This is a genomic window from Arthrobacter sp. 4R501 (assembly GCF_002929755.1).
GTDB lineage: Bacteria > Actinomycetota > Actinomycetes > Actinomycetales > Micrococcaceae > Arthrobacter.
Genome location: NZ_PJIW01000001.1, coordinates 141,012 through 167,351, shown reverse-complemented (window position 1 = coordinate 167,351; position 26,340 = coordinate 141,012). Strand labels below are relative to the sequence as shown.

The window sequence follows — 26,340 nt, the reverse complement described above, 5'->3', positions numbered from 1 at the left end:
CTAGCACTCGATCACGTTGACGGCGAGGCCCCCGCGGGAGGTCTCCTTGTATTTGGTTTTCATGTCCGCTCCTGTCTCACGCATGGTTTTGATGGCCTTGTCCAGCGACACCTTGTGGCTGCCGTCCCCGTGGAGGGACAGTCGCGCGGCGTTGATGGCTTTCACGCTGGCGATGGCGTTCCGTTCGATGCAGGGGATCTGCACCAGGCCGCCCACCGGATCGCAGGTCAGCCCGAGGTTGTGTTCGATCCCCACTTCGGCGGCGTTTTCCACCTGCTCCGGCGTTCCTCCCAGGACCTCGCACAGGCCCGCGGCCGCCATGGAACAGGCCGAGCCCACCTCGCCCTGGCAGCCCACTTCGGCGCCGGAGATGGAGGCGTTGATCTTGAACAGAATCCCGACGGCGGCTGCCGCGAGGAGGAAGCGGACCACACCGTCGTCGTCGGCTCCCGGAACAAACTTGACGTAGTAATGCAGGACGGCAGGGACGATGCCCGCGGCGCCGTTGGTGGGGGCGGTGACGATGCGCCCGCCGGCGGCGTTTTCCTCGTTGACCGCGAGTGCGAACAGGTTGACCCATTCCATGGCGCGGAAGGGGTCGGTGACGCCGGTGTCCGCGGTGAGGGTGCGGAATAATGACGGCGCCCGGCGCCTGACGTTCAACCCGCCGGGCAGGATCCCTTCCGCGGCGCAGCCGTTGTCCACGCATTCGCGCATGACCGCCCAGAGTCCCAGCAGCTTTTCGCGGAGTTCCGCTTCGCTGCGCCACACCAGCTCGTTGGCGAGCATCACGTCGGAGATGGACATGCCTTCGCGGCTGCAGATCGCCAGGAGTTCGTCGGCGGTGGTGAACGGGTACGGCAGCACGGTGTCATCGGCCACCACCTTGTCGCCGGCGCCGGCATCCCCGTCCACCACAAAACCGCCGCCGATGGAGTAGAAGCTCCGCTCGCTGAGGACTCTGCCGGCGTGGTCGAGGGCCCGGAAGGTCATGCCGTTGGGGTGGGCAGGCAGGGATTTGCGGCGGTGCAGCACCACGTCCTCGTCCCAGTTGAAGTCCACCCGGTGGTCCCCGCAGATCCTGAGTTCGGCGTCGAGCGCGGCGGCGGCCACCTGGTCGTCGGCGGTGGACGTGTCCACCGTTTCCGGGTCCAGGCCCTGCAGGCCCAGCACCACCGCCTTGTCGGAGCCGTGGCCCCGGCCGGTGGCACCGAGGGAGCCGAACAGCTCGGCCTGGACCCGGGTGGTGGAGCTCAGGTGTCCGTCGCCCTTAAGCCCGTCGGCGAACAGCTTCGCGGCCCGCATCGGGCCGACCGTGTGTGACGACGACGGCCCGATGCCAACGGAGAACAGGTCCAGGGCGCTCAGCGCCATCAGGGCACCTCGGGGGAAGCGAACTCCCTCATGGCGTCCAGGAGCCACCGGCCCAGGAAGTCCGCGAACGAGGCCCGGGAGAAGAGCCGGAAGCTCTCCTCGCCGGTCTTCTGCAGGACCACCGGGATATTGCCGATCTCCGTGGACAGGGCGGTTCCCACGGTGAAGCTGCGCGGGTGCAGGTCCAGGGCACAGCCCTTTTCCAGGGCGGCGCGGGCCCGCGGGCCGGAAAGCTCGAACGTGGTGCGGTTCGCGGAGAGGTCCACCACCTGGCCCGGAGCCTCACCCAGCGCGGCCACGAGGGAGCCGATGAGGTCACCGCCGAGGGAATCGTGGGCTTCTTCGGGTGCCACCACCAGGAACTCGGAGGGTCCCAGCCAGAGGACGGTGACGCGGTCGGTGCCGCCCACGTCGCCGCAGCGGGCCGGCAGGCCGCCGGTGACGGCGGCGATCCGTGCGCCTTCCTCGGAGCGGGGGTCCACGCGGACGCCCGCCATGGTCTGGAACGGGCCTTCGTTCAGGACCACCGTCCCCTGGATGGAGCCGGCCTCCAGTGCAGCGGCCAGGTGGGAGGCAGGGCTGCGGCGGATGTCCCGGAGTCCATTGATGCCGTTGATTGCTGCTGTGTTAGCCATCTTTGCGGGTCCCTTCGGGGTCAAAAAGTACGGTTTCTGCGACAACAACGTCAACCAGCTGGTCGCCGGCGGCGGCCACCAGGGTCTCGCCGATGCGGTTGCGGCCATTCTTGATCAGTGCCAGCGCGAAGGACCTGCCCAGCGCGGCGCTGTGGTAGCTCGAGGTCACGAAGCCCTGCATGGGCACCGGGCCGTAGGCGGGGTTCGTGGTGATCCCCTTTTCCACGAGCTGGGTGCCTTCCGGCAGCCGGATGGAGCCGTCCACGGGCAGGACGCTGACCAGGTGCTTGCGGTCCCCGCGTTGGGCATCGGCCCGGGCGTAGGATCGCTTGCCGATGAAGTCCTTGGCCTTGGACACCACCCATTCCATGCCCGCGTCCTGCGGGGTGACCGTGCCGTCCGTGTCCTGCCCGACGATCGGGTAGCCCTTCTCGGCGCGGAGGACGTGCATGGTTTCGGTGCCATACGGGGTGATGTTGAATTCCGCCCCTGCCGCGGCCACGGCTTCCCAGGTGTTCAGCCCGTACCAGGCCGGCACGTTGATCTCGTAGGCCAGTTCGCCGGAGAACGAGATCCGGCAGATCCGCGCCTGGACTCCGGAGGCGAGGGTGGTTTCGCGGAACGTCATGAACGGGAAAGCTTCCGCGTCCAGCCCGCCGCCCGCTGCCAGGTCCGGTGCCAGTTTGGTGAGCACCGCCCGGGATTTGGGCCCGACGACGGCAATGGTGCTCCACTGTTCGGTCACCGAGGTGCAGTGCACGTCGAGTTCGGGCCATTCGGTCTGCAGCCATTCCTCCAGCCAGTCCAGCACCTTCGCGGCGCCGCCGGTGGTGGTGGTCATGAAGTACCGGTCCTCATCGAGGCGCAGGGTCACGCCGTCGTCGAAGATCATGCCGTCCGCCATGCACATCACGCCGTAGCGGGCGGAACCCGGCGCGAGCTTCTTGAACGCGTTGGTGTAGATCCGGTTGAGGAACTCGCCGGCGTCCTTGCCCCGGATTTCAATCTTGCCGAGAGTGGTGGCGTCCATAAAGCCCACGGAGTCGCGGACGGCGGCGCACTCGCGCAGCACGGCGGCGTCCATGTCCTCCCCGCCCTGCGGGTAGTACCAGGGCCGCTTCCACTGCCCGACGTCCTCGAACAGTGCACCCTTGGCCTCGTGCCACGGGTGGATGGACGTCTTGCGGGCGGGGTCGAACAGTTCGCCCCGCTGGCGTCCGGCGAGGGCCGCGAAAGCCACCGGCGTGAACGGTGCCCGGTAGGTGGTGGTGCCGATGTCGCCGATGCCACGGGACGCCTCGCCGGCGGTACGGAGCGCGGCGGCGATGACGCCGATCGCGTTGACGCCGGAGGTTTTGCCCTGGTCATTGGCGGTGCTGATGGAGGTGTAGCGCTTGATGTGTTCCACGGACCGCATTCCGGCGCCGGTGGAGCGCAGGACATCGGCCACGGACTGGTCCCGCTGGAAGTCCACAAAGTGGTGGTGCCAGTCGTCCGGGGTGCCGGACTGGCCGGGGACCAGCCAGAGCTGGCGGGTCGGAGCGGAAGCCTTCGGCTCGCCGATCACGGAAGGCTCGACGGCGGACTCGAACCCGGCGGCGATGGCGGCCGAAGCTCCGGCCGAGATGCCCTCGGACAAGACGTCCGCGAGTTCAAAGCTGCCGCGGCCGGAACCGATGGTCTGCTGGTTGGGAACCACGGTGCTCGGCACAAAAGCGGCCAGCTCATCGTCCCAGCGCAGCTTGCCCTGCCGCTGGGAGTGGAGGTGCACCAGCGGGCTCCAGCCGCCGGAGACTGCCAGCAGGTCGCAGGCGATCTCTTCGACGCCGGAGGTCAGTTCGCCGTCGTCGTTAATGCTGCGGACGGTGACGGCGTTCAGCCGGCCGGTGCCGTTCGCGGCGGTATCCGCCACCGCGCTGCCGATCAGCACGCGGGTGCCGGCTTCGACGGCGGCAGCTGCCACTTCAGTGAGGGCGGGACGGGCGTCGACGACGGCCGCCACCTTGACGCCGGCGGCGCGCAGGTCCGCGGCGAGGGCGTAGGCGCTGTCGTTGGTGGTGCTGATGACCACGCGCTGCCCGGCGGCTACGGCGTAGCGGTTGAGGTAGCTGCGGACGGCCGAGGCGAGCATGATGCCGGGGCGGTCGTTGTTCTCGAAGACCAGGGGCCGTTCGTGGGCGCCGGGAGCCAGCACCACCTGACTAGCACGCACGTGCCAAATCCGCTGCCGGGATACGCCGGGCGCGGCCGGGCTGGACAGGTGGTCGGTGCGGTTCTGGACCGCGATGACGTAGTTGGCATCGTAGGCGCCGAAGGCCGTGGTGCGGTTCAGGACCGTGCTTTCGGCTCCGGAAATGAGTTCGGCTTCCACATCAGAAACCCATTCCAGCGCCGGCTTGCCTTCGATGGTTTCGGCCAGCTCAGGTGAGGTGGAACCTGAGAGGAGGCTGCCGCCGAGTTCGGGCTGGTCGTCCATGAGGATGACGCGGGCGCCGGTGCGGACAGCCTCGCGGGCTGCGGCCAGGCCGGCGGGGCCGCCGCCGATGACCAGGACGTCGGTGTGGACGTACTTCTTGTCGTACTCCGCACGGTCTTCCTCCGGGTCCAGCTTGCCCAGGCCGTTAAGCAGTTCAGCCTTCAGGCCGTCCACCAGGGTGACGGTGGTGGCAGGGAGCATGGACTCGGCAACGTCGCCGGGGAAGCGCGGGGAGATCTTGACCATCGCGTTGGATTCCTCAACGCCGGCGGACATGATGCCGCGGGCGCGGTTCTCGTACAGCGAGTTGCCGGCGGAGATCCGGCCGTTGGCAATCAGGGCCGAGGCGAGGGTGTCGCCGGGGTGGCCCGTGAATTCCTCGCCGTCCACGGTGAAACGCCAGGAGATGGTGCGGTCGATGCGTCCGCCGGCGGCGAGGCGGGCGTTCTGGGAAGTCACTTGGTTGCTCCTTCCGGGGCGGTGGTGCTGGGGGCGGTTGCGGAGGCCGGTTGCTCTATCAGTTGTGGTTGCTTCCGGGCCCCGATAGGGACATCAACTGATAGGGCATCGGGGGAGGTGCTGGGCGCGGCGAGGCTGGCGGTGCCGGATTCGGACGCTGCCGGATTCGCGGTTGCGGGCCGGGGCGTGCCCATCGCGTAGACGGCCTGGATGTCGTAGGTGACTGTGTCGCGGAGCATGTTGAACCACTGGCGGCAGCCGGTGCTGTGCAGCCAGCGCTCGGCGAAGGCACCCTTGGTGTTGTCGCGGTAGAACAGGAACTCGGCCCATTCGCGGTCGTTCAGCTCGGTGGGGTTTTCCGGGTAGGCCACGTGGGCCTGGCCGCCGTAGTGGAACTCGGTCTCGTCGCGCGAGCCGCAGTTGGGGCAGGGGATAAGCAGCATGTGCGTCTTCTTTCTAGGGGACGGCGGCTAGTGGGCGACGGCGGCTGCGCCGTGTTCGTCGATCAGGGCGCCGGTTTCGAAGCGTTCCAGCGCAAACGGCTTGTTCAGCTTGTGCGGGGTCCCGGTGGCGATGGTGTGCGCGAACGTGAGCCCGGCGGCCGGGGTGCCCTTGAAGCCTCCGGTGCCCCAGCCGCAGTTCACAAACATGTTGTCCACCGGGGTGAGCCCGACAATCGGGGAAGCATCCAAGGTGGTGTCCACGATGCCGCCCCAGGTCCGGAGCACGTGCGCCCGGGCAAAGATGGGGAAGAGTTCGACGGCGGCCGCCATCTGGTGCTCGATCACGTGGAAGGAGCCGCGCTGGCCGTAGCCGTTGTAGGAGTCCACTCCGGCGCCCATGACGAGTTCGCCCTTGTGTGCCTGGGAGACGTAGACGTGCACGTGGTTGGACATCACCACCGTGGGATGGACCGGTTCGTGCAGTTCGGAGACCAGGGCCTGGAGCGGGTGGGACTGGATGGGGAGCCGGAAGCCTGCCATTTCGGCCAGGACCGAGCTGTGCCCGGCGGCGCACAGGCCCACCTTTTCGGTGTTGATGGTGCCCTGGTTGGTCTTGACGCCCACCACACGGTTGCCATCCTTGACGAAGCCGGTGACTTCGCAGTTCTGGATGATGTCCACGCCCAGCTCGTCGCATTTGCGGGCGAAGGCCCAGGCCACGTGGTCGTGCTTGGCGATGCCGGCGCGCGGCTGGTAGGTGGCGCCCATGACGGGGTAGCGGATGTTGTCGTTGATGTTCAGGATGGGGCAGAGTTCCTTGACCTGCTTCGGATCCAGCCACTCAGCGTCCACGCCGTTGAGCTTGTTGGCCCCCACGCGCCGGATGCTTTCGCGGACGTCACCCAGGGTGTGGGCGAGGTTCATCACGCCGCGCTGGCTGAACAGGAAGTCGTACTCGAGCTCCTCCGGGAGGATTTCCCAGAGCTTGAGCGCGTGCTCGTAGATGGCCGCGCTCTCGTCCCAGAGGTAGTTGGAACGGATGATGGTGGTGTTCCGGGCCATATTGCCGCCGGCCAGCCAGCCCTTTTCCAGGACGGCGATGTTGGTCATCCCGTGGTTCTTGGCCAGGAAGTAGGCGGTAGCCAGGCCGTGCCCGCCGCCGCCCACAATCACGGCGTCGTAGGAGGACTTGGGTTCGGGGTTCCGCCAGAGGAAATCCGGGTGTTCCGGGAGCTGTTGGTTGCTCACTGGGCTGCTCCAATCATGTCTGTATCGAGTTCGGTGAAGGCGGCGATCTCGGCGCCGCTGCCGTCCTGGGAAAGGTGCGCGTAAAGCGGGAACTGGCCGGCCAGGGCGGTGACCCGGGCTCGGAGTACGACGGCGGCGTCGTCGCTGAGGCGTGCACCGCCGGAGGTGCCGTCCCCGGCGTCGTTGTTGGCAGTGCCAGTGACGGCGGCGATGAGCGCCGTCGCGATGATGTCCGCAACCTCGGCGAACTCCACGGCGCCGAAGCCCCGGGTGGCGAGGGCGGGTGTGCCGATGCGGAGCCCGGAGGACACCATCGGCGGGCGGGGGTCGAACGGTACAGCGTTGCGGTTCACCGTAATGCCGATCCGGTGCAGAGCGTCTTCGGCCTGCTGGCCGTCCAGTACAGAGTTCCGCAGGTCCACCAGGACCAGGTGCACGTCGGTACCGCCGTTGACCACGGAGATGCCGGCTGCGGCGACGTCGTCGCGGAGGAGCCGTTCGGCCAGCAGCTTGGATCCCTGCAGGACGCGTTCCTGGCGTTCCTTGAATTCGGGCGTGCCGGCGAGCTTGAAGGCCACGGCCTTGGCGGCGATGACGTGCTCCAGCGGGCCGCCCTGCTGGCCGGGGAACACGGCGCTGTTGATCTTGCGGGCGTACTGTTCCTTGGCGAGGATGACTCCGCCGCGCGGGCCGCCGAGGGTCTTGTGCGTGGTGGTGGTGACCACGTCGGCGTAGGGGACCGGGTTGGGATGCAGCCCTGCGGCGACGAGGCCGGCGAAGTGCGCCATGTCCACCATGAGGTAGGCGTCCACGAGGTCGGCGATCCGGCGGAACTCGGCGAAGTCGAGCTGGCGGGAGTAGGCGGACCAGCCGGCGACGATCAGCTTCGGGCGGTGTTCCAGGGCCAGCGCCTCGACCTCGGCCATATCGATCCGGAGGTCCGATTCACGCACGTGGTAGGGGACCACGTTGTAGAGCTTGCCGGAGAAATTGATCTTCATGCCGTGGGTGAGGTGGCCGCCGTGGGCCAGGCTCAGGCCCATGATGGTGTCGCCCGGGTTCAGCAGGGCGAACATGGCGGCGGCATTGGCCTGGGCGCCGGAGTGCGGCTGGACGTTGGCGAATTCGGCGCCGAACAGGGCCTTGACGCGGTCGATGGCGAGCTGCTCGATGACGTCCACGTGCTCGCAGCCCCCGTAGTAGCGCTTGCCCGGGTAGCCCTCGGCGTACTTGTTCGTCAGGACGGAGCCCTGTGCCTCCATAACGGCGGACGGGGCGAAATTCTCCGAGGCGATCATTTCCAGTGTTGACTGCTGGCGGACCAGCTCATTGTTAATGGCCTGCTGGACCTCGGGATCGACTGCGGAAAGTCGCTCGTTCAACTGCTCAACCACGGATGCTCCTTTGAAATACCACTGTTGTTATGACTGATATATCAGTGTGAGGTCAATGGTATGGTTGGGATCACAGCAGAGTCAATAGCTGGAACCAAAGTGGCATGGGGCTTCCGCTTGTAAGTCGGAGCCTGAAAAGTGAAGAACGGAGCGGCGCCTTGAATGCACTTCTTGCCCTGCCTCAGACGGAAGACGAGGCGCCGTCGCAGGCAGAGGCCGCGTACAGGCAGCTGCGCGACAAACTGATCATGCTGGAGATTAGGCCAGGTGAACCCATCAATGACGGGCAGTTGGCCGCCGAGCTCGGATTTGGGCGCACGCCCGTGCGCGAGGCGATCAAACGGCTGGAGGTGGACCACCTGGTGGTCTCCTATCCGCGCCGCGGGACATTTGCCACCAATGTGGACTTCACGGAGCTCGCCGACGTCTCGGAGATCCGGGAACTGCTGGAGCCGCTGGCCGCGCGCCGGGCATCCAGCAGGGCAAGCGAAAGCATGCGCCGCGAACTGCTGCGCGTCGCCGATGCCATCGCGGAGTTGGCTCCCGGCCAGGGGGAGTCGCGCGACCTCATGCGTTACGACCTGATGGTGCACCGGCTGATTTACAAGGCCGCCGCCAACCCGCACCTGGAAAGCACCCTGATCCGCTACGACAACCTGGCCACGCGCATCTGGTGCGTCGTCCTGGACAAGGTGCCCTCCGTGACCGGCCACATCACCGAGCATGTGGAGCTGCTCAAGGCCGTAGCTGCCGGGGACGCTGACAAAGCCGGCGAACTGGCCCTGCACCACGTCACCAGCTTTGAGGAAACCATCCGCAAGGTGTTGTAACTACCCGGTGATCGTGCTTCGCCGGTGATCGAGCTTGTCGAGATCCGGCGGTGCCTCGGAGCCCCTATTTGTGAAGGCTGGCCATCATCAGCCGGGTGTCCATCGCCGAGCTGGACCACCTCAGGGCGGGGTCGTCGGCGCTGTAGATGGACCCGCCGACGACGGCGACGGCGACACCTGGCGCGGAGAAGCAACGCTCGGCGGCGAACCACGCCCGGTCCTGGCAGTGTCCTCACCCAGCAACGCCGTGCTGGTCCTCGCCAATCCAGAGCCCCGGCCGGACCCCGCCGGCCACGAAGAGGCCGAACGCATGCTCCGCTGTCTCTGGACGCTGGCGGCCGAACGGATCCGGGAAAAGGTGGCTGATGCGCCGCCGTCGTACCTCATCGAATCCCGCGCGGCGTCGGCCGAACGCTTAAGGGTGACCGCCGAACTGGTGGACCGCCACTCCACCACCTTGGAAACCGTGCTTGCCGCGCTGAGATCGCCGGCACTGAGTGACGATTTGGCGCGGGAGTCCGCCACCGACGTCGCCCGGGCACTCGTAGGGCTACGCAGGCTCAGCGACCGCACCACGGAACTCGTGGAGGAACCCGTCGCCACAGCGTTCCAGCGTCTCCGCGAGGACCTCAAACCACTGATGAACTTCAGCGGCATCGACGTCCAGTTCATCGAGCCTCCCGTCAACGGCCGTGCCCTGCCCGGCGAAGTGGCCCATGCTGCCCGGGCGATCGTCCGCGGGCTGGTTCTGGCCATGATGGACCAGGCCGAAGTCCGCCGGATCCGCACGCAGTGGGATTGCGACGGCGAGAACCTCCTGGTCAACGTCCGCGACGACGGGCCCGGCGAACTTTCCGCGACAGCACCTTCCATGGCACGCCTGGCCCAGCGCGTCGAAGCCCTGGACGGCAGCATGTCCGTGGACGTGCTGCCCGGCTGGGGTGCCGACGGCGCCGTCTCCCTCCCGCTCGACCCGCCGGCGAGGCAACTGGCCGACGTCTCCGATTGGAAGCTCGGGGACCGCGAACTGGAGGTCCTCCAGCTGCTGGCATCCAGACAGCGGAACCGCGCCATCGCCGCGAAACTGCACATCAGCGAAAACACGGTGAAGTTCCACCTCCGCAACATCTACCGGAAGGTGGGTGCCTCGTCGCGTACCGAAGCCATCGCGATGGCCCACAACAACGGCCTGCGCTGACTACCGGCCGCGTAACGCAATGCCGGCTCCTGCGCGCCTGGCGGCATAGGATCAAAGCGTCGAACTAACTGATAGGACGCTCTAAGCGGCCTTCGTGGCGGGCAGGCAAGCCGCACATTACTTGAGAGTATGGATCATGGCTTCGAACAATGACCGCGAACCCGACGTCGATGCGGACTCAGGCCAGCACGGCGGTGTCCAGTCCGTGGACCGGGCCCTGGCGGTCCTGGAGATCCTGGCGCGGGACGGCCATGCCGGCGTGAGCGACATCGCCGAAGAGATGGGCATCCACAAGTCCACCGTCTCCCGGCTGCTGGGTTCGCTGGTGAGCCGGGAAATGGTCCACCAGAACAGCGAGCGGGGAAAGTACCAGCTGGGCTTCGGCATCCTCCGGCTGGCCAGCTCCATCCCCGGGCGGCTCAGCCTGGTCCGTGAAGCCCGGCCGGTGCTGGAAAGCCTCGCGGAGGAATTCAAGGAGACGGTGAACCTCGCGGTCCTGCGTTCCAACTACGCCGTCAACGTGGACCAGGCCATGGGCCCGTCCACGCTGGCCACGTATGACTGGGTGGGCAGCCTGACACCCCTGCACGCGACGTCGAGCGGGAAGGTCCTGCTGGCGGCGCTGCCCGCGGACGAGCGGGACCGCGTCCTGAAGGAGACCGGGCTGCCGCCGCGGACTCCGCGGACCATCACCAACAGGAAAGAGCTCGAAACCCAACTGATCGACGTCGCCCGTGATGGTTACGGGGTGGTGCGGGAGGAGTTCGAAATCGGGCTCAACTCGATGTCCGTGCCCGTGTTGAACCATATGGGGGCGGTCATCGGTGCAGTGAGTATCTCCGGGCCGGCCTTCCGCTTTGATCCGGAAACGGCGCCGGGACTCCTCGAGGCACTGAAGCAGGCGGGGCTGCAGATCAGCGCCAAGATGGGCTACACCGGGACCCGGTGACCAGGCCTTCCGGTGATCGAGCCCGTCGAGATCGGTTTCGACTAGCTCAACCACCGGGTTCGCTCAACCGCGGGGCGTGACGTCCCCGACCTTCTCCTGTACCCAGTCGTGGAAGGCGCCGATGTGGTGCTCGCTCGGCACCAGCACACCGCCCTTGGCGTAGACCTTCGAGCCCATGGCCGGCTGGCAGCGCTCGCAGGCGTCGAAGTCCTGCTGGTTGACGCGGTGGAACAGCTCCACCGAGGCGCTGACGTCCTTGCCGCTCTCCACCACACTGGGCAGGTACAGCCAATCGCATTCCACGATGGTGTGGTCCGCGGCCATGGGGAACATGCGGTGGATGATCACGTGGTCCGGGACCAGGTTCACAAACACCGTGGGCTTGATGGTGATGGCGTAGTAGCGGCGGTCCTGGCCCTCCTCGATTCCCGGAATCAGGTCGAGCCCCTCGGAGCCATCGATGGTGAAGCCCTTGACGTCCTCACCGAACTCCGCGCCGTGCCCCACGAAGTACTGCGCGGCCAGGCCGTCCGCGAACTCCGGCAGGACCTCCGTCAGTTCCGGGTGGATGGTGGCGCAGTGATAGCACTCCATGAAGTTCTCAATGATGAGCTTCCAGTTCGCCTTCACGTCGTAGCGGATGCGGCGGCCCAGGCTGAGGTTGGCAACGTCGTAGCCCTCGATCGCCTTCAGGTCGCCGAGCCGCTCCTCGATGGCACCCATCACGTCCTCTTCGAACGACGGCGGCTCGTCCGCCAGGCACACCCAGACGTAGCCCAGGTATTCGCGGATGTGGACCTTCACCAGGCCGTACTCGTCCCGGTCGATATCCGGCATCTTGGTCAGGTTGGGCGCCGCGATGAGCTTGCCCTCAAAGTCGTAGGTCCAGGCGTGGTACGGGCACTGGAACGAGCGTGCAGCTTCACCCTGCTCTTCCATGCACAGCTTGACGCCGCGGTGCCGGCAGACGTTGTAGAAGGCGCGGATCCCGCCCTTGCGGGTGCGGCTGATCAGCACGCTCTCCCGCCCGATCTGGACGGTCCGCCAGGCGCCCGGCTTGTCCAGGTCGGCCGAGCGGACGGCACAGAACCACATCTGCTCGAAGATCCGCTCCTGCTCGGCCCGGAACACGCCCTCATCCACATACGTGTGGCCGGGAAGGGTGGGGATCAGACTCGGGGCACTTACCTCAACAGACAATTTGTCCTCCTAACGAACAAAGATCAACTAACAACACAGGCCATAACGCGGGGTTTCAGGTTTGTAGCGGCGGAGCAGGGTTTCAGGACACGACGGCGGCCCCCACGAGTCCGGGAACGTCCAGCCGGACGGGTGCTGCCACGCCGGGTGCCGCGGCAGGTGCCGCGAGGCTCCGTCGCCACTTGGTAAACAGCCGCGGCTGGTTCATGCCGAGGACCGCCACTGCCACATCATCGCGGTAGTAGACGGCCAGGCAGCAGTGCGCGTTGACGTCGCCCACTTCGATCTCCACCCGGTCGTAGCCGGCGGAATGGCCGGCGAACTGCAGCTTCACGCCGTACTGGTCGGACCAGAAATAGTGCGGCTTGGCCGGGCGGGGCGCGGCGTCGGCATCCAGGAGTGCCTCGACGGCGACGGCGGCCCGCTCCAGGGCGCCGGTCCAGTGCTCCATCCGGCGGTGCGTGCCCGACGCCTGGTCGAACCAGGCGGCGCAGTCGCCCACGGCCACGATTCCTGGCATGCCGGTCCGTCCCATGGCGTCGCACAGCACGCCGCCGCGCAGCTCCAGGCCGGAGCCCTCCAGCCAGCCGGTGTTGGGCTCGGCTCCAATGCCAACCACGACGACGTCGGCGGCCACGTAGCGTCCGCCGGCCAGCCGGATTCCGGTGACATTGCCTTCGCCGCTGTAGAAGTCCTCGATCACGGCAGAGGAAATGAGCTCCACTCCGTTGACGGCGTGCAGGCCGGCGACCACGCCGCCCATCTCGGTTCCGAGCTGCGCGGCGAACGGCACGGGCTTGGTGTCGATCATGGTCACTTCCATGCCCCGCGACGCGGCGGCTGCGGCAACTTCGGCGCCGATGAAGCCGGCACCGATCACGGCCATCCTGCTTCCGGGCACCAGCTCGGGGGCAAGGCTCTGTGCGTCCGCGAGCGTACGGAGCGTAAAGACATTGCTGAGACCGGCCAGCGTGGGCAGTCGCCGCGCCCTGGCGCCCGTCGCGATCACGATGCCGTCCGACTGTATGGTGCGGCCGTCCTTAAGGAGGATGGTCCGGGACGACGCATCCAGGGAAACGGCCTCGGCACCCAGCACCCACTCGGCCGCCAGCTCGTCGGCGTCGGTCTCCAGGAAGAGGTCCTCTGCCGAGATCGCGCCGAGCAGGAAGTCCTTGGACAGGGGCGGGCGGTCGTACGGCCGGTGGGGTTCATCGCCGATGATGACCAGCCGTCCGGTAAAGCCTTGGGCGCGGGCCGCCCGGGCGGCGGAAAGGCCCGCCAGGGAGGCTCCGATAATCGCAAGCGTCTGCATCAATACAGCCTCTTTCAATTGCTTCTTACGCAACAACAATCGCTATATGCAACAGCGTGATCTATGCCACGGTCGCTGTCAAGGGTGGAATGTAGGAAGTCGGGAGCCCGCAACAGAAAGGAAAACCCTTGACAAGCACTGTGAGCTGGCGCACTGTGTTGCATATGGCGATTGCTGTTGTTCACTACGGAACGTTGCGGCCATCGCGGCAGACATAAGGGTCCCCGAAGAAAACAAGAGGTCCACCCATGCACAAGGCATGCCCGCTCAGTGAATTGGCTCCCGGGGAAGCGCTGCGGCTCAATACGTCGCCGCCCATCGCCGTCTTCCACACCGAGGAAGGCGAGCTCTTTGCCATCGACGACACGTGCACCCACCAGGACGCCTCGCTGGCGGACGGCTGGGTGGAGGACTGCTGGGTGGAGTGCCCGCTGCACGCCTCCAGGTTCAACCTGCGCACGGGGAGCGTCGACGCGCCGCCGGCCAAGCTGCCGGTGCGCTCCCACGAAGTAACAGTGATCGACGGCGACATCATGATCACCGAATCCACGGAGGTCCCCAACCTTCCCCCCGGCCTGACAGTGGACGGCCACGTCTAGCACCAGCCCATGCATCCGAACCAAAGGACTTGCTCATGGCTTTGAACAGCGACACCCGCGCGGTCAACGAAATCAGCGTTGACACAGACTCCCTTCCGATAACTGTCCAGGATCAGCTCGCCGAGGCCGAGGACACCGAGCAGATCATGCAGGAACTCCGCCAGGCCCGGTCCGAGCAGGCCGTAGCGGAACGGCGGAACCGCAAGCTCACCCTCGACAAAACCACGTTCGGCATCACCGGAGCCCTCGCCCTGGCGTTTGTGGCCTGGGGCTTCCTCGGCCGGGACAGCCTGTCCGCCACTTCAACAGTCGCCCTCAACTGGGTCATGGAGTACACGGGCTGGCTCTTTATGCTCCTGGCCTCGCTGTTTGTAGCCTTTGTCCTCTGGCTGGCCCTTGGTAAATGGGGCAACATCCCGCTGGGCAAGGATGGCGAAAAGCCCGAGTTCAGGACGGTCTCCTGGGTCTCCATGATGTTTGCCGCGGGCATGGGCATCGGCCTCATGTTCTACGGCGTGGCCGAACCGCTCTACCACTACATCTCCCCGCCGCCCGGAACCGTGGACGGGAGTACTCCCGCAGCCATCCAGACGGCCATGGCCACCTCCATCTTTCACTGGACCCTCCATCCTTGGGCCATGTACGCCGTCGTGGGCATCGCCATGGCCTACGGCACCTACCGCCTGGGACGCAGGCAGCTGATCTCCGCAGCGTTTACCTCGCTGTTCGGCATCAGGACTGTGGAAGGGCCGGTGGGGAAGTTCATCAACATCCTCGCGATCTTTGCCACGCTCTTCGGCACCGCCGCTTCGCTCGGCCTAGGTGCACTGCAGATCGGCAGCGGCCTGACATCGAACGGCTGGATCGGCGAAATCGGCACCCCCGTCCTGGTGGCCATCGTCGCCATCCTGACGGCCTGTTTCGTGGCCTCGGCGGTGTCCGGCATCAGCCGCGGTATCCAGTGGCTGTCCAACATCAACATGGTCCTGGCGGTGCTCCTGGCGCTCATCGTCTTCATCGCCGGGCCCACCCTGTTCATCCTCAACCTCATCCCCGCCGCAGTAGGAGACTACGCCAGGGACCTGGCCGAAATGTCCTCCCGCACGGAGGCCGTCGGTGACGAGGCATTGCGCAAGTGGATGTCCGGCTGGACCATTTTCTACTGGGCCTGGTGGGTATCCTGGACGCCTTTTGTCGGCATGTTCATCGCCCGGATCAGCCGGGGACGAACGATCCGCCAGTTCGTTACCGGCGTCCTGCTGGTCCCCAGCATCGTCAGCGTCATCTGGTTCGGAATCTTTGGCGGAACCGCCTTCCACGTCCAGCAGGAAGCGGACAAGGCGGGCACGCCCGGCCTGGTGTCCATGGCTAACGGAACGCCTTCCATATCCTTCGACGGCGCCCTCTTCGATCTGGTAAAGAACATGTCCATGCCTGCCTGGCTGACTACGGCGGTCATCATCCTGGCCATGGTACTGGTGGCCATTTTCTTCATCACCGGAGCCGACTCGGCGTCGATCATCATGGGGTCACTGAGCTCCAATGGGTCCTCCGATCCGAAACGAGGCCTCGTGATTTTCTGGGGCCTCCTCACCGGTGCCGTAGCGGCGGTCATGCTGCTGGCCGGCGGTGACGAGCCCTCGGAAGCCCTGTCCGGTCTACAACGCATCACCATTGTGGCGGCGCTGCCGTTCGTTCTGGTCATGCTGCTGCTGTGCTTCGCCCTCGTCAAGGACCTGCGCCGGGACCCAATGTCCCTCAGGCGCCGGCTGGCGGACTCGGTGGTAGAACGTGCCATCCGCGAGGGCGTGGACCAGCATGGGGGAGTCCAGTTCGACCTGGTGACCAGGCATGAGTGCGGCGGTCGCTGTTCAGCCGACAGCCCATGTCCTGGCGACGCCACCAAGCCCACACAGGCACTTTAGGAGAAAAACGTGACCACCATCATTGAAAGCCGCTCTCCGCGCAGCGTCACTGCCGTCACGGCCGCTGCGGGTGCTGCGACGGCGGCCGCCAAAACCCGCCGCGCCGAATTTGTCCTCACCCTGTCCTGCCCCGAACAGCCCGGCATCGTCCGGGCCGTGACGGCCTTCCTGGCCGACCGCGGGTTCGACATCGTGGAGCACCAGCAGTTCGACGACCACGTCAGCGGCAACCTGTACCTGCGCACGGCCTTCACCGGCGGCGCCGGTGACCAGGCTCGCCCGGATCCGTGTTTGGGCGGGCTTGACCAGCGGAACCCCAGCACCGCGGAGAGCCTCACCGCAGAGTTCGCGCCGACGGCCCACGAATTCGGGATGGATTTCAGCATCCACGACGGCAGGCCGCAGCGGCTGCTGGTGATGGTCTCGAAGTTCGGGCACTGCCTGAACGACCTGATTTTCCGCTGGCAGGCGGGCAGCCTGGGTGCGGAGATCGCCGTCGTGGTTTCCAACCACGAGGACCTGCGCGCCATGGCCGAAGCCGCTGGCCTGCCCTTTATCCACGTGCCGGTGACGGCCGGCACTAAACCCGAAGCGGAGGCCCGGCTGCTGGAACTCGTGGCCGAGTACAACGCGGACCTGGTGGTCCTGGCCCGCTACATGCAGGTGCTGTCCAACGACCTGTGCACCAGTCTGCGCGGCCGGGCCATCAACATCCACCATTCGTTCCTGCCCGGCTTCAAGGGCGCCAAGCCCTACCACCAGGCCTATGACCGCGGCGTGAAGCTCGTCGGGGCCACTGCGCACTACGTGACGCCGGACCTTGATGAGGGCCCCATCATCGAGCAGGAGGTCTTCCGGGTGGACCACAGCCTGGATGCCGAAGCCCTGGTGACCGTGGGACGGGACGCCGAAACGCAGGCCCTGTCCCGCGCCGTGAAGTGGCATTGCCAGCACCGAGTCCTGCTCAACAACACGCGCACCGTCGTATTCCGCTAACGCGAACACCCTCCAAGCCAACCAGGAGAACCACTTATGAGCGCATCACCACGCGTTGTCATCATCGGCGCCGGCATCGTCGGCACCAACCTCGCGGACGAACTCGCCACCCGCGGCTGGACCAACATCACGGTGGTTGAACAGGGGCCGCTGGAGCTGGCCGGCGGTTCCACTTCGCACGCCCCCGGCCTCGTCTTCCAGACCAACCCGTCCAAAACGATGACCGAATTCGCCAGCTACACGGTGGACAAGCTGCTCTCCCTCAAAAACGACGGAGAGTCCTGCTTCAACCAGGTGGGTGGCCTTGAGCTGGCAACCACCGAGGCGCGGCTGCAGGACCTCAAACGCAAGCTCGGCTACGCCACGTCCTGGGGCATCGAAGGCCGGATCATCGACCCCGACGAGTGCGAGAAGTATTACCCGCTGCTGAACGCGGGGGCGCTTGCCGATGGCCGCCGCATCCTCGGCGGCCTTTACGTCCCCACCGACGGCCTGGCCCGCGCGGCCCGCGCGGTCCAGCTGCTGATCAGCCGGGCACGCCAGGCCGGCGTGACCTTCCTCGGCTCCACCGCCGTGACCGGGATCGAACAGGCGGGCGGCAAGGTTACCGGCGTCGAAACGGCCGACGGCGTGATCCAGGCCGACATCGTGGTGTCCTGCGCCGGCTTCTGGGGCCGCGAACTCGGCAAGCTGGTGGGACTGAAGGTCCCGCTGCTGCCGCTGGCGCACCAGTACGTCAAGACCACCCCGCTGAACGAGCTGCGCGGCGTCAACGATCTTCCCAACGGGGCCAGCAAGCCCATCCTGCGCTACCAGGACCGCGACCTGTACTTCCGCGAGCACGGTAACCGGATCGGCATAGGCAGCTACGCACACAAGCCGATGCCCGTGGACATGGAACAGCTGCCCCGCGTCGGGGCGGAGGAGATGTCCGATCACCACATGCCTTCCCGCCTGGCCTTCACGCTGGAAGATTTCGCCCCGGCCTGGGAGGACTGCCAGGACCTGCTGCCGGCCCTGCACGCAACCCAGATCAATGACGGCTTCAACGGCATCTTCTCCTTCACTCCCGACGGCGGTCCGCTGATGGGGGAGTCGCCCGACGTCGGCGGCTTCTTTGTTGCCGAGGCCGTCTGGGTCACCCATTCGGCCGGCGTGGCCAGGGCGATGGCCGAGCTGCTGATCGAGGGCCAGTCACGCACCGACCTGCACGGCTGTGAGCTCAACCGCTTCGAGAAGGTCCAGACGTCCGACCAGTACGTCAGCGAAACGTCGCAGCAGAACTTCGTGGAAATCTACGACATCCTGCACCCGCTGCAGCCCAAGGAATCCCCGCGGGACCTGCGGGTCAGCCCGTTCAACGCCCGGCAGAAGGAGCTGGGGGCGTTCTTCCTGGAGTCCGCCGGCTGGGAGCGGCCCCACTGGTTCGAGGCCAACCGCGGCCTCCTCAACGAACTGCCGGCCGAATGGCAGGCGCCGGAGCGGGACGAGTGGGCGGCAATGTTCCATTCCCCGATCTCCGCCGCCGAAGCGTGGAAGACCCGCACCGCCGTCGGGCTTTATGACATGACGCCGCTGAAGCGGCTGGAGGTCAACGGGCCGGGTGCTCAGGCACTGCTGCACCGCCTGAGCACCGGCAATATCGCCAAGAAGCCCGGTGCCGTCACCTACTGCCTGCTGCTGGCGGACGACGGCGGCATCCGCAGCGACGTGACGGTGGCCCGGCTCGCGGAGGAGCAGTTCCAGCTGGGCGTGAACAGCAACGTGGACTTCGACTACCTGCGCGTCGAGGCCAGGAAGCAGTCGGCCGCGAATCCCGCCCAGTGGGTGCACGTCTCCGACATCACGGGCAGCACCTGCTGCATCGGGCTGTGGGGGCCGCTGGCACGCGAGGTGATCGGCAAGGTCAGCGGGGACGACCTCACTAAGGATGGGCTGAAGTACTTCCGGACCAAGGAAATCTCGGTGGGCGGCATACCCGTCACGGCCATGCGGCTCTCCTACGTGGGCGAGCTCGGCTGGGAGCTGTATACCACTGCCGAGTACGGGCTGAAGCTCTGGGACCTGCTGTTTGAGGCCGGGCAGGAGCACGGCATCATCGCGGCCGGGCGTGGTGCCTTCAACAGCATGCGGCTCGAGAAGGGCTACCGGCTCTGGGGCACGGACATGACGTCCCAGCACCACCCCTACGAGTCCGGGCTGGGCTTCTCGATCGCCAAGGACAAGGCAGGCTTCGTGGGCTACGAGGCGCTGGCCGCCCGCAAGGAGCAGCCGTCCACCCGGGCGCTGCGGTGCCTCACTGTCGACGACGGCACTTCCGTCGTGCTGGGCAAGGAACCGGTGTACGTGGCCGGGGAAGCGGCGGGTTACGTCACGAGCGCCGCTTACGGCTACTCGGTGCGCAAACCGATCGCGTACGCCTGGCTGCCGGCGACGGTCTCTGTCGGTGATTCCGTGGAAATCGAGTACTTCGGGAACCGCATTGCCGCGACTGTCACGGCCGAGCCGCTATTCGACCCCGGCATGGAGCGCCTGCGCGGCTGAGTTGCCGCCTGGGCCTCGGTGGTTGAGCTTGTCGAAACTCGGCAGGCTCAACCATGTCGCTTGAATGTCAGACCCTCCCGCGATGATGGGTATATGGGGAGAGAAGCGGTGGCGAAGGCATTTGCGGATATCAATGCCGCCGTTGCTGTGCTTGCTGCCGAGGTTAACGGGAACGGCTCGGGGGACGCAGTTGATGCCGACCCGCTGCGGGGCCTGGCGGATATTTGCCTAGACATCCTTGCTGGGACCGCCGGGTCGGAGCCGCGGTTTGCCGCGTTGAAGGCCCAAGGTGCGGCGAAGTACACGGAGATAATGCAGTCGATCGCACCTCCCACCGCGTGGGAGCAGGCGCAGGAGATCGCAGTAGCTGCGGAGATCGCGTGCGTCCTGACCATCGGGCCGCGCGCGGCGAGTGCGTTGCTGTCCGAGTCCCACGAACTCACCACCCGCTTGCCGCTGACCCTGTCCGCCCTGCAGGGCGGCACCATTTCCTGGCAGCACGCCCGAACCATGGTGGACGAAACCGCCGGCCTCGATCCGGCCGGCGCCGCGGCACTGGAAGCGCACTTCCTGGACCCGAACGCACCGAACCCGGCCCGCGGTTGCCCGGCCGGGGAAATGCCCGCCTCCCGGTTCCGCCACAATGCCCGCATCTGGCGCGAACGCCACCACACGGAGAGCATCGAGAAGCGCCACGCCAAAGGCGTCCTGGACCGGCGGGTCGAATACATGCCGGACAAGGACGGCATGGCCTGGCTCTCGGCCTACCTTCCCGCAGACCAGGCGGCAGCGATCTGGAACCGCACCACCGCCCTCGCGCGTGGTCTGCAGGGCCCCGACGAGAACCGCAACCTCACCCAGCTCCGCGCCGGCACCTTCGCCACCGCACTCCTCGGCGGCGGAAACGGCCGCAGTCTCGGCCACGGTGGGGACGCGGGGAACCCCGGCAAAGTCCCCACGCCCCGGGCCGAGGTCCTGGTGACGGTGCCCGTGTTCTCCCTGCTCGGCGCCACCGATGAACCGGCCATGCTCGACGGGTACGGCCCGATCCCACCGTCGATTGCAAGGGACCTCGTCGCCAACGGAGCAGACTCGTTCTACCGGGTCCTGGTTGACCCGCGGGACGGGGCCTCGCTGGAGATCGGCCGCAAGAGTTACCGGCCCAGCAAAGCGATGCGGCGTTGGCTGCGGATGCGGGACGGTCGATGCCCTTTCCCGGGATGTTCAAACCAGTCCCTGGACAACGAAGCGGATCACGTCCTCGCCTGGCACCGGGGCGGAACCACCGGCGTATCGAATTTGGGCCAGCCATGTCCCCGACACCACCGGCTCAGACACACCAGCGCTTGGAGGCCTACACCGGCCACCAAGAACGAGCCATCCGGCTGGATTTCACCCTCCGGCCGGCACTACAAAAGCGAACACCAGGACTGGGAACCACCTCACTGGCCCGGTGAACAAAAACCGGAACCCAAGCCGCAGCTGAAATCCGTGCTGACATCAGACGGGCGCCGGCGCCCAGCGCCGCCTGAAGGCCGCGGTCATCCCGACTTTGTCCACAATGCACTCTCCCTGGGAGAGAAAGGCTTGGAGCGTTTCCTCCACGCCGCCGTCTGACAAGTGCCCGAAAGCAGCGTGTTCCCGGTCTCGACTCGGCTGAGCACTTGAACGAACGTGGAGGCGGGCCGTTGGCTTTTCCTCGGCTCTTTGGCCGTACCCATGGTTGCCGCGGGCCGGAACGGGTACAACTAAGTGATGACGACTTCCCTGGTGCTTGGTCCCATGATGCGGTATGTGGATGAGACCTCGGCGAGCATCTGGGTGGAGACCCGGAGCGATTCCCGCGTCACCGTCCGGGCCGGACAGCAGAGCTGGGCGGCGCGTACTTTCGCCGTGCACGGCCACCATTACGCGCTCGTGGAGGCGGACGGGATGGAGCCGGGATCAGTGCTGCCCTACACGCTGGACATCGATGGCGAACAGGTCTGGCCCGCTCCGGATTCCGGGTTTCCGCCGCCGGTGATCGCCACGCTGAAGCCCGGCAAGCCGCTGCGCATGGCCTACGGCTCCTGCCGCACCAGTGTCCCGCACGACGAGACCGGCAACCGGACGCACGGCGTCGACTCGCTCCGCGCCTACGCACTGGCGATGGCCTCCAGCGGTGACCTGCCGTGGCCGGACCTGGTGGCCTTCCTCGGAGACCAGGTGTACGCCGACCTGACCAGCGAACAGATGCAGCAGTTCATCCGCGCCCGCCGCGACATCAGTGCACCGCCTGGCGAGGAGCTCAAGGACTACGAGGAATACGCCCACCTCTACAACCTCGCGTGGTCCGACCCGGCAAACAGGTGGCTGCTGTCCACCCTGCCCAGCACCATGATCTTCGACGACCACGACATCCGCGACGACTGGAACGCCTCGCTGAGCTGGAAGCAGAAGATGGAAGCCACCTCGTGGTGGCATGAGCGGATAGTCTCGGGGCTGTCCTCCTACTGGGTCTACCAGCACCTGGGCAACCTGTCGCCGCAGGACCGGCTTACCGATGCCATCTGGCAGCGGATCGCCCGGCACCGGGGCGAGGCTGAACTCGACCTCAGCGCGGAACTGGACAGCTTCGCTGAACGCGCTGACCGGGACCCGGAATCCTACAGGTGGAGCTTCTGCCGGGATTTCGGGGACACACGGCTGATAGTGGTTGACTCCCGAGCCGCCAGGAACCTGGTGCCGGAAGCCCGCGCCCTGCTTGATGATGAGGAGATGGCCTGGCTCGACGGCCGGATGCGCGGCGGATTCCGCCACGTGCTGGTGGCAACGTCGCTGCCTTTCCTGCTGCCGATGGGCCTGCACCACGTCGAGTCGTGGAATGAGGCCGTTTCGGAAGGCGCGTGGGGGAAGCGCGCCGCCCGGGTCGGCGAGAAGCTGCGCCAGGCGGTGGACCTGGAACACTGGGGCGCCTTCCAAAAAAGCTTCCAGGAGGTGGCCGTCATGACCGCCGAGGTCGCGGATGGCAAGCGCGGCCCGTCACCGGAGACAGTCACCTTCCTGTCCGGGGACGTGCACTTCTCCTACGTCGCGGAGGTGAAACGCTCCTCGGGCAGCCGGATCCTGCAGGCAGTCTGTTCCCCGATCCGGAACCCTCTTCCCCGCCTGATGAGATACTTCGGGGCCGCCATGGCCTACGGCCTGGCTGCTCCGATTGGGGCCCTGGTGGCCCGCTCGGCGCGTGTGCCGGACCCGCCGTTCCGTTGGACACGCGTCGAGGGACCCTGGTTCAACAACAATCTGGCCAGCCTGGAGATTGTCCCGGAAGGGCTGAAACTGTGGTGGCAGACAGGCGTCGTGGAAGACGGCGACGACCTTCACCCAAGGCTCGAGACTGTGGCATCCTTCACCGTGGCATCCCGGAGGGAAAGCAGGAGCCGATTTAGTGGGCGGGGTTTTGACCGGCTCAACCAACGCCGGGCGGCACGAAGCTAGGCCGCCAGCCACACCGTGCCTTCGAGGTACCGCACGCACGTGCCGGACAGCAGCGTGCGCTCCCCTTCCACACGGCAGAGCACGGTCCCGCCGCGTGCCGAGAGCTGGCGGGCGGCCAGTACCGTGCTGCCCAACCTGCCGGCCCAAAGCGGTGCCAGCTGGGAGTGCGCCGAGCCGGTCACCGGGTCCTCATCGATGCCGGCCCGGGCACCGAAGAACCGTGAAACGAAGTCGTAACCCGTTCCGTCACCCGCAGCGGTTACGACGACGCCCCGCACCGGCAGTCTCGCAAGCGCCCCGAAGTCGGGGGGCAGGTTGCGCACGGTCTCGGCATCCTTGACCACATGGATGAGGTCGGTTGCCAGGAAGGCCTCGAGAGCCGGGACCCCGAGGGCTTCTGATACGGAGGGGTCGACGGCCACGGGTTCAGGGACCTTGGAAGGGAAGTCCAGGATGAAGCCGTCACCATCGCGCTCTACAAACAGCCAGCCGCTGCGGCTCCAGAATTGCAGCCGTTTTGCGTCCGGGTGAACGTCCGTGAAGAGGTACGATGCCGTGGCCAGGGTCGCGTGCCCGCAGAGGTCCACTTCAATGGCCGGCGTGAACCAGCGGAGGTGGTAGGCGGGCTGCGAGGAGTCGAAGGGCGTGGCCTCGTCGGGGATCGCGGCAACGATAAAGGCCGTCTCGGAGAGGTTGTTCTCCTCGGCCAACTGTTGGAGGACGCCGTCACCCAGCCAGCCCTCCAAAGGCATTACGGCTGCTGGATTCCCTTCGAAGGGCTTGGTGGCGAAGGCGTCGATTTGGATCAGGGGTATATGCATGCCTTTCACCGTAGCGGCAAACTGGACTGCAAAGTTAGAGCCAGTTTGAAGAAGTGGCCTGCTTGCCCAGGCCTGGGCAAGCAGGCCCGGGCTCAGCCGCCGGCGTGCGGGACAAAGCGGACGAACATTGCTTTGAAGCCGGGGGTGTTGGATTCGCGGGCGACGTTTTCCTTGTGGACCAGGGCGTTGGCTTCGGGGAAGTATGCGGCGGCGCAGCCCTTGGCTGTGGGGTAGGCCACGAGTCGGAACTTGTCCGCCTGCCGGTCGTGGCCGCGGAAGGTGCTGACGACGTCTACGAGGTCCCGGTCCTGGAAGCCGAGTTCCGCCAGGTCCTCGGGGTGCACCAGGATCACGCGGCGGCCGCCCGAGATCCCGCGGTAGCGGTCATCGAGGCCGTAGAAGGTGGTGTTGTACTGGTCGTGGCTGCGGATGGTCTGGAGGACCAGGTGCCCGTCCGGCGGGGTCAGGTATTCCAGCGGGCTGACGGTGAAGCGGCCGCGGCCGATGTCCGTCTTGAAGGAACGGGTGTCCCGTGGCGGGTTGGGAAGCACGAACCCGTTTTTGGTCCTGACCCGGGTGTTGAAGTCCTCGAACCCGGGGATGACGCGGGAGATGTGGTCACGGACCACGTCGTAGTCCCCGGCCATGGCCTTCCAGTCCACAAGGTGGTCCGGCCCGAAAGTGGACTCCGCCATCCGCGCCACGATGACCGGTTCGGCGAGCAGGTGCTCGGATACCGGCGCCAGCCTGCCCTGGGTGGAGTGGACCACCGACATGGAGTCCTCCACGGACAGGAACTGCGCGCCCTTGGGGTGTTTGTCGTCCTTGTCCGTCCGGCCCAGAGTGGGCAGTATCAGCGACGTGCGCCCGTGCACCACGTGGGACCGGTTCGGCTTGGTGGAGATGTGCACCGTCAGGCCGATCCGCTGCATGCCCGCTTCCAGGGTTTCCGTGTCCGAGCAGGCGAGTGAGAAGTTGCCTCCCATGGACACAAAAACGTCCACGTCGTCGCGTTCGAAGGCCTCCATGGATTCCACGGCGTCATAGCCGTGGTGCCGCGGGGACGTGATCCCGAACTCGGTGTCCAGGGCGTCCAGGAGCCACTCTTTCGGTTTTTCCCAGATGCCCATGGTCCGGTCTCCCTGGACGTTGGAGTGTCCGCGGACCGGGCAGGCCCCGGCCCCGGGCTTGCCGAAGTTGCCCTGCAGGAGCAGGACGTTGACCATTTCCTTGATGGTGTCCACCGAGTGCGGCTGCTGCGTCACGCCGAGGGCCCAGCAGAAGATGGTGGCCTTGGACCTGATCAGCATCCCGGCCACGATTTCGATCTGTTCCCGGGACAGGCCCGTCGCCTTCTCGGTTTCCGCCCAGTCCAGCTCCCGGCGGGCGTCACTGTAGGCATCGAACCCGTCGGTTTGCGCGTCAACAAAGGAACGGTCGACGACGGTGCCCGGGTTGCGTTCCTCCTCCGCCAGGAGCAGGTGGCCCAGTGCCTGGAACAGTGCCAGGTCACCGCCGACCTTGATCTGAAGGTACTCATCGGCCAGCGGCGTGCCGCCGCCGACCACGCCGGAGACAGTCTGAGGGTCCTTGAAGTTGAACAGCCCGGCCTCCGGCAACGGGTTGACGGCCACTACCTTGCCGCCCTTGTCCTTGCATTCCTTCAGGGCTGAGAGCATCCGGGGGTGGTTGGTGCCGGGGTTCTGCCCCACGACGAAGATGAGCTCGGAGTCGTGGATGTCCTCCAGGGACACGGTGCCTTTCCCGATGCCGATGGTCGGATTCAGTGCCGAGCCCGAGGACTCATGGCACATGTTCGAACAGTCCGGCAGGTTGTTGGTGCCCAGGGCCCGCGCGAACAGCTGGTACATAAACGCCGTCTCGTTCGCGGTGCGGCCGGAGGTGTAGAAGACGCACCGGTCCGGCGTGGAGGCCCGGACGTGTTCACCGATCAGTTCGAAGGCTTCAGCCCAGGAGATCGGCGAATAATGCGTCTCGCCTTCGCGGATCACCACCGGTTCGCTCAGCCGGCCCTGGTTGCCCAGCCAGTACTCCGTCTTCGTTGAGAGTTCGGCGATGGAATGCGTGGCCCAGAACTCGGCCCCGACCGTGCGGAGGGTGTTCTCCTCGGCCACCGCCTTGGCGCCGTTCTCGCAGAACTCGGCCGCCTTGCGCTTCGTGGCCGATTCCGGCCAGGCACAGCCCGGGCAGTCGAACCCGCCCTGCTGGTTCAGCCGCAGCAACGACCGGGCTGTGCGGGTCACCCCGGCCTGCGCCACGGCACGTTCAAGGGCCACCATCACCGCCTTGACACCGGCCGCTTCCCTTTTGGGCTTGTGGACTTCGAGGTTGTCCTCATTGATGTCCGCGACGGGGGCGGGCTGCTTGCCGAGCTTCACTGAACCGACCTTCATTGGACTGCTTTCACTGGATCACACGGGTATTACCGGGCTGGTCTCA

At 66.4% G+C, this 26,340-nt stretch carries 19 protein-coding genes; 9 read left to right on the top strand and 10 right to left on the bottom strand.

Annotated elements, in window-relative coordinates; genetic code table 11:
- From CXR02_RS00815 to glyA, 6 genes are read right to left on the bottom strand one after another with little or no spacing between them, the layout of a single operon-like run.
- A complete protein-coding gene (locus CXR02_RS00815; RefSeq protein WP_104060256.1) occupies nt 1-1,374 on the bottom strand; it encodes an L-serine ammonia-lyase in 1,374 nt (457 codons plus the stop codon).
- Nucleotides 1,374-2,009 carry a sarcosine oxidase subunit gamma gene (locus tag CXR02_RS00810; protein WP_104060255.1) on the bottom strand — a complete coding sequence of 212 codons (636 nt, stop codon included), beginning with the start codon at nt 2,007-2,009 and terminating at the stop codon, nt 1,374-1,376. Before CXR02_RS00810 ends, CXR02_RS00815 begins: the two co-directional genes overlap by 1 nt.
- A complete protein-coding gene (locus CXR02_RS00805) occupies nt 2,002-4,944 on the bottom strand; it encodes a sarcosine oxidase subunit alpha family protein (RefSeq protein WP_104060254.1) in 2,943 nt (980 codons plus the stop codon). Before CXR02_RS00805 ends, CXR02_RS00810 begins: the two co-directional genes overlap by 8 nt.
- Nucleotides 4,941-5,387 carry a sarcosine oxidase subunit delta gene (locus CXR02_RS00800; protein ID WP_104060253.1) on the bottom strand — a complete coding sequence of 149 codons (447 nt, stop codon included), beginning with the start codon at nt 5,385-5,387 and terminating at the stop codon, nt 4,941-4,943. The genes CXR02_RS00805 and CXR02_RS00800 overlap by 4 nt, the downstream gene beginning before the upstream one ends.
- Before the next feature lie 27 nt (nt 5,388-5,414).
- Nucleotides 5,415-6,635, bottom strand: coding sequence for a sarcosine oxidase subunit beta family protein (locus tag CXR02_RS00795; protein WP_104060252.1), 1,221 nt, complete (start codon nt 6,633-6,635; stop codon nt 5,415-5,417).
- Complete coding sequence (gene glyA / locus CXR02_RS00790) at nt 6,632-8,029, bottom strand: serine hydroxymethyltransferase (RefSeq protein WP_104060251.1); 1,398 nt, start codon at nt 8,027-8,029, stop codon at nt 6,632-6,634. Before glyA ends, CXR02_RS00795 begins: the two co-directional genes overlap by 4 nt.
- A 158-nt stretch (nt 8,030-8,187) precedes the next feature.
- Between glyA and CXR02_RS00785 the strand changes: the two genes are divergently transcribed.
- The 3 genes from CXR02_RS00785 to CXR02_RS00775 all read left to right on the top strand — a co-directional run bounded on the left by CXR02_RS00785 (nt 8,188) and on the right by CXR02_RS00775 (nt 11,006).
- Nucleotides 8,188-8,859, top strand: coding sequence for a GntR family transcriptional regulator (locus CXR02_RS00785; RefSeq protein ID WP_104060381.1), 672 nt, complete (start codon nt 8,188-8,190; stop codon nt 8,857-8,859).
- 70 nt (nt 8,860-8,929) lie between these two features.
- Complete coding sequence (locus CXR02_RS00780; protein ID WP_258060650.1) at nt 8,930-10,057, top strand: response regulator transcription factor family protein; 1,128 nt, start codon at nt 8,930-8,932, stop codon at nt 10,055-10,057.
- A 136-nt stretch (nt 10,058-10,193) separates the two neighbouring features.
- Nucleotides 10,194-11,006: an IclR family transcriptional regulator gene (locus CXR02_RS00775; RefSeq protein ID WP_104060250.1), complete on the top strand. Its 813-nt coding sequence runs from the start codon at nt 10,194-10,196 to the stop codon at nt 11,004-11,006.
- A 63-nt stretch (nt 11,007-11,069) separates the two neighbouring features.
- On the opposite strand, the gene CXR02_RS00770 is transcribed toward CXR02_RS00775, so the two are convergent.
- Together CXR02_RS00770 and CXR02_RS00765 are read right to left on the bottom strand one after the other, a co-directional pair.
- Entirely contained in the window at nt 11,070-12,206 is a 1,137-nt protein-coding gene (locus CXR02_RS00770; RefSeq protein WP_104060249.1) for an aromatic ring-hydroxylating dioxygenase subunit alpha, read from the bottom strand.
- A gap of 82 nt (nt 12,207-12,288) precedes the next feature.
- Complete coding sequence (locus CXR02_RS00765; protein ID WP_104060248.1) at nt 12,289-13,518, bottom strand: NAD(P)/FAD-dependent oxidoreductase; 1,230 nt, start codon at nt 13,516-13,518, stop codon at nt 12,289-12,291.
- Nucleotides 13,519-13,766: 248 nt separating this feature from the next.
- Here CXR02_RS00765 and CXR02_RS00760 point away from each other — a divergent pair, with 248 nt between their 5' ends.
- The 6 genes from CXR02_RS00760 (at nt 13,767) to CXR02_RS00735 (ending at nt 23,059) form a co-directional block, all read left to right on the top strand.
- On the top strand, nt 13,767-14,117 hold the full coding sequence (locus CXR02_RS00760; protein WP_104060247.1) for a bifunctional 3-phenylpropionate/cinnamic acid dioxygenase ferredoxin subunit: 351 nt from the start codon (nt 13,767-13,769) through the stop codon (nt 14,115-14,117).
- A gap of 35 nt (nt 14,118-14,152) precedes the next feature.
- A complete protein-coding gene (locus CXR02_RS00755) occupies nt 14,153-16,042 on the top strand; it encodes a BCCT family transporter (protein ID WP_104060246.1) in 1,890 nt (629 codons plus the stop codon).
- 9 nt (nt 16,043-16,051) lie between these two features.
- Complete coding sequence (purU, locus tag CXR02_RS00750) at nt 16,052-17,038, top strand: formyltetrahydrofolate deformylase (protein ID WP_181037086.1); 987 nt, start codon at nt 16,052-16,054, stop codon at nt 17,036-17,038.
- Nucleotides 17,039-17,074: 36 nt separating this feature from the next.
- Complete coding sequence (locus tag CXR02_RS00745) at nt 17,075-19,582, top strand: FAD-dependent oxidoreductase (RefSeq protein ID WP_104060245.1); 2,508 nt, start codon at nt 17,075-17,077, stop codon at nt 19,580-19,582.
- Nucleotides 19,583-19,675: 93 nt separating this feature from the next.
- Nucleotides 19,676-21,199 (top strand): HNH endonuclease signature motif containing protein, encoded by a 1,524-nt coding sequence (locus CXR02_RS00740; RefSeq protein ID WP_104060244.1) that lies wholly within the window; start codon nt 19,676-19,678, stop codon nt 21,197-21,199.
- A gap of 138 nt (nt 21,200-21,337) precedes the next feature.
- A complete protein-coding gene (locus CXR02_RS00735) occupies nt 21,338-23,059 on the top strand; it encodes an alkaline phosphatase D family protein (RefSeq protein WP_104060243.1) in 1,722 nt (573 codons plus the stop codon).
- On the opposite strand, the gene CXR02_RS00730 is transcribed toward CXR02_RS00735, so the two are convergent.
- Together CXR02_RS00730 and CXR02_RS00725 are read right to left on the bottom strand one after the other, a co-directional pair.
- On the bottom strand, nt 23,056-23,880 hold the full coding sequence (locus tag CXR02_RS00730) for a PhzF family phenazine biosynthesis protein (RefSeq protein WP_104060242.1): 825 nt from the start codon (nt 23,878-23,880) through the stop codon (nt 23,056-23,058). The two genes, CXR02_RS00735 and CXR02_RS00730, sit on opposite strands and share 4 nt — an antisense overlap.
- Nucleotides 23,881-23,972: 92 nt before the next feature.
- Complete coding sequence (locus CXR02_RS00725; RefSeq protein ID WP_258060649.1) at nt 23,973-26,294, bottom strand: FdhF/YdeP family oxidoreductase; 2,322 nt, start codon at nt 26,292-26,294, stop codon at nt 23,973-23,975.
- Nucleotides 26,295-26,340 lie beyond the last annotated feature (46 nt).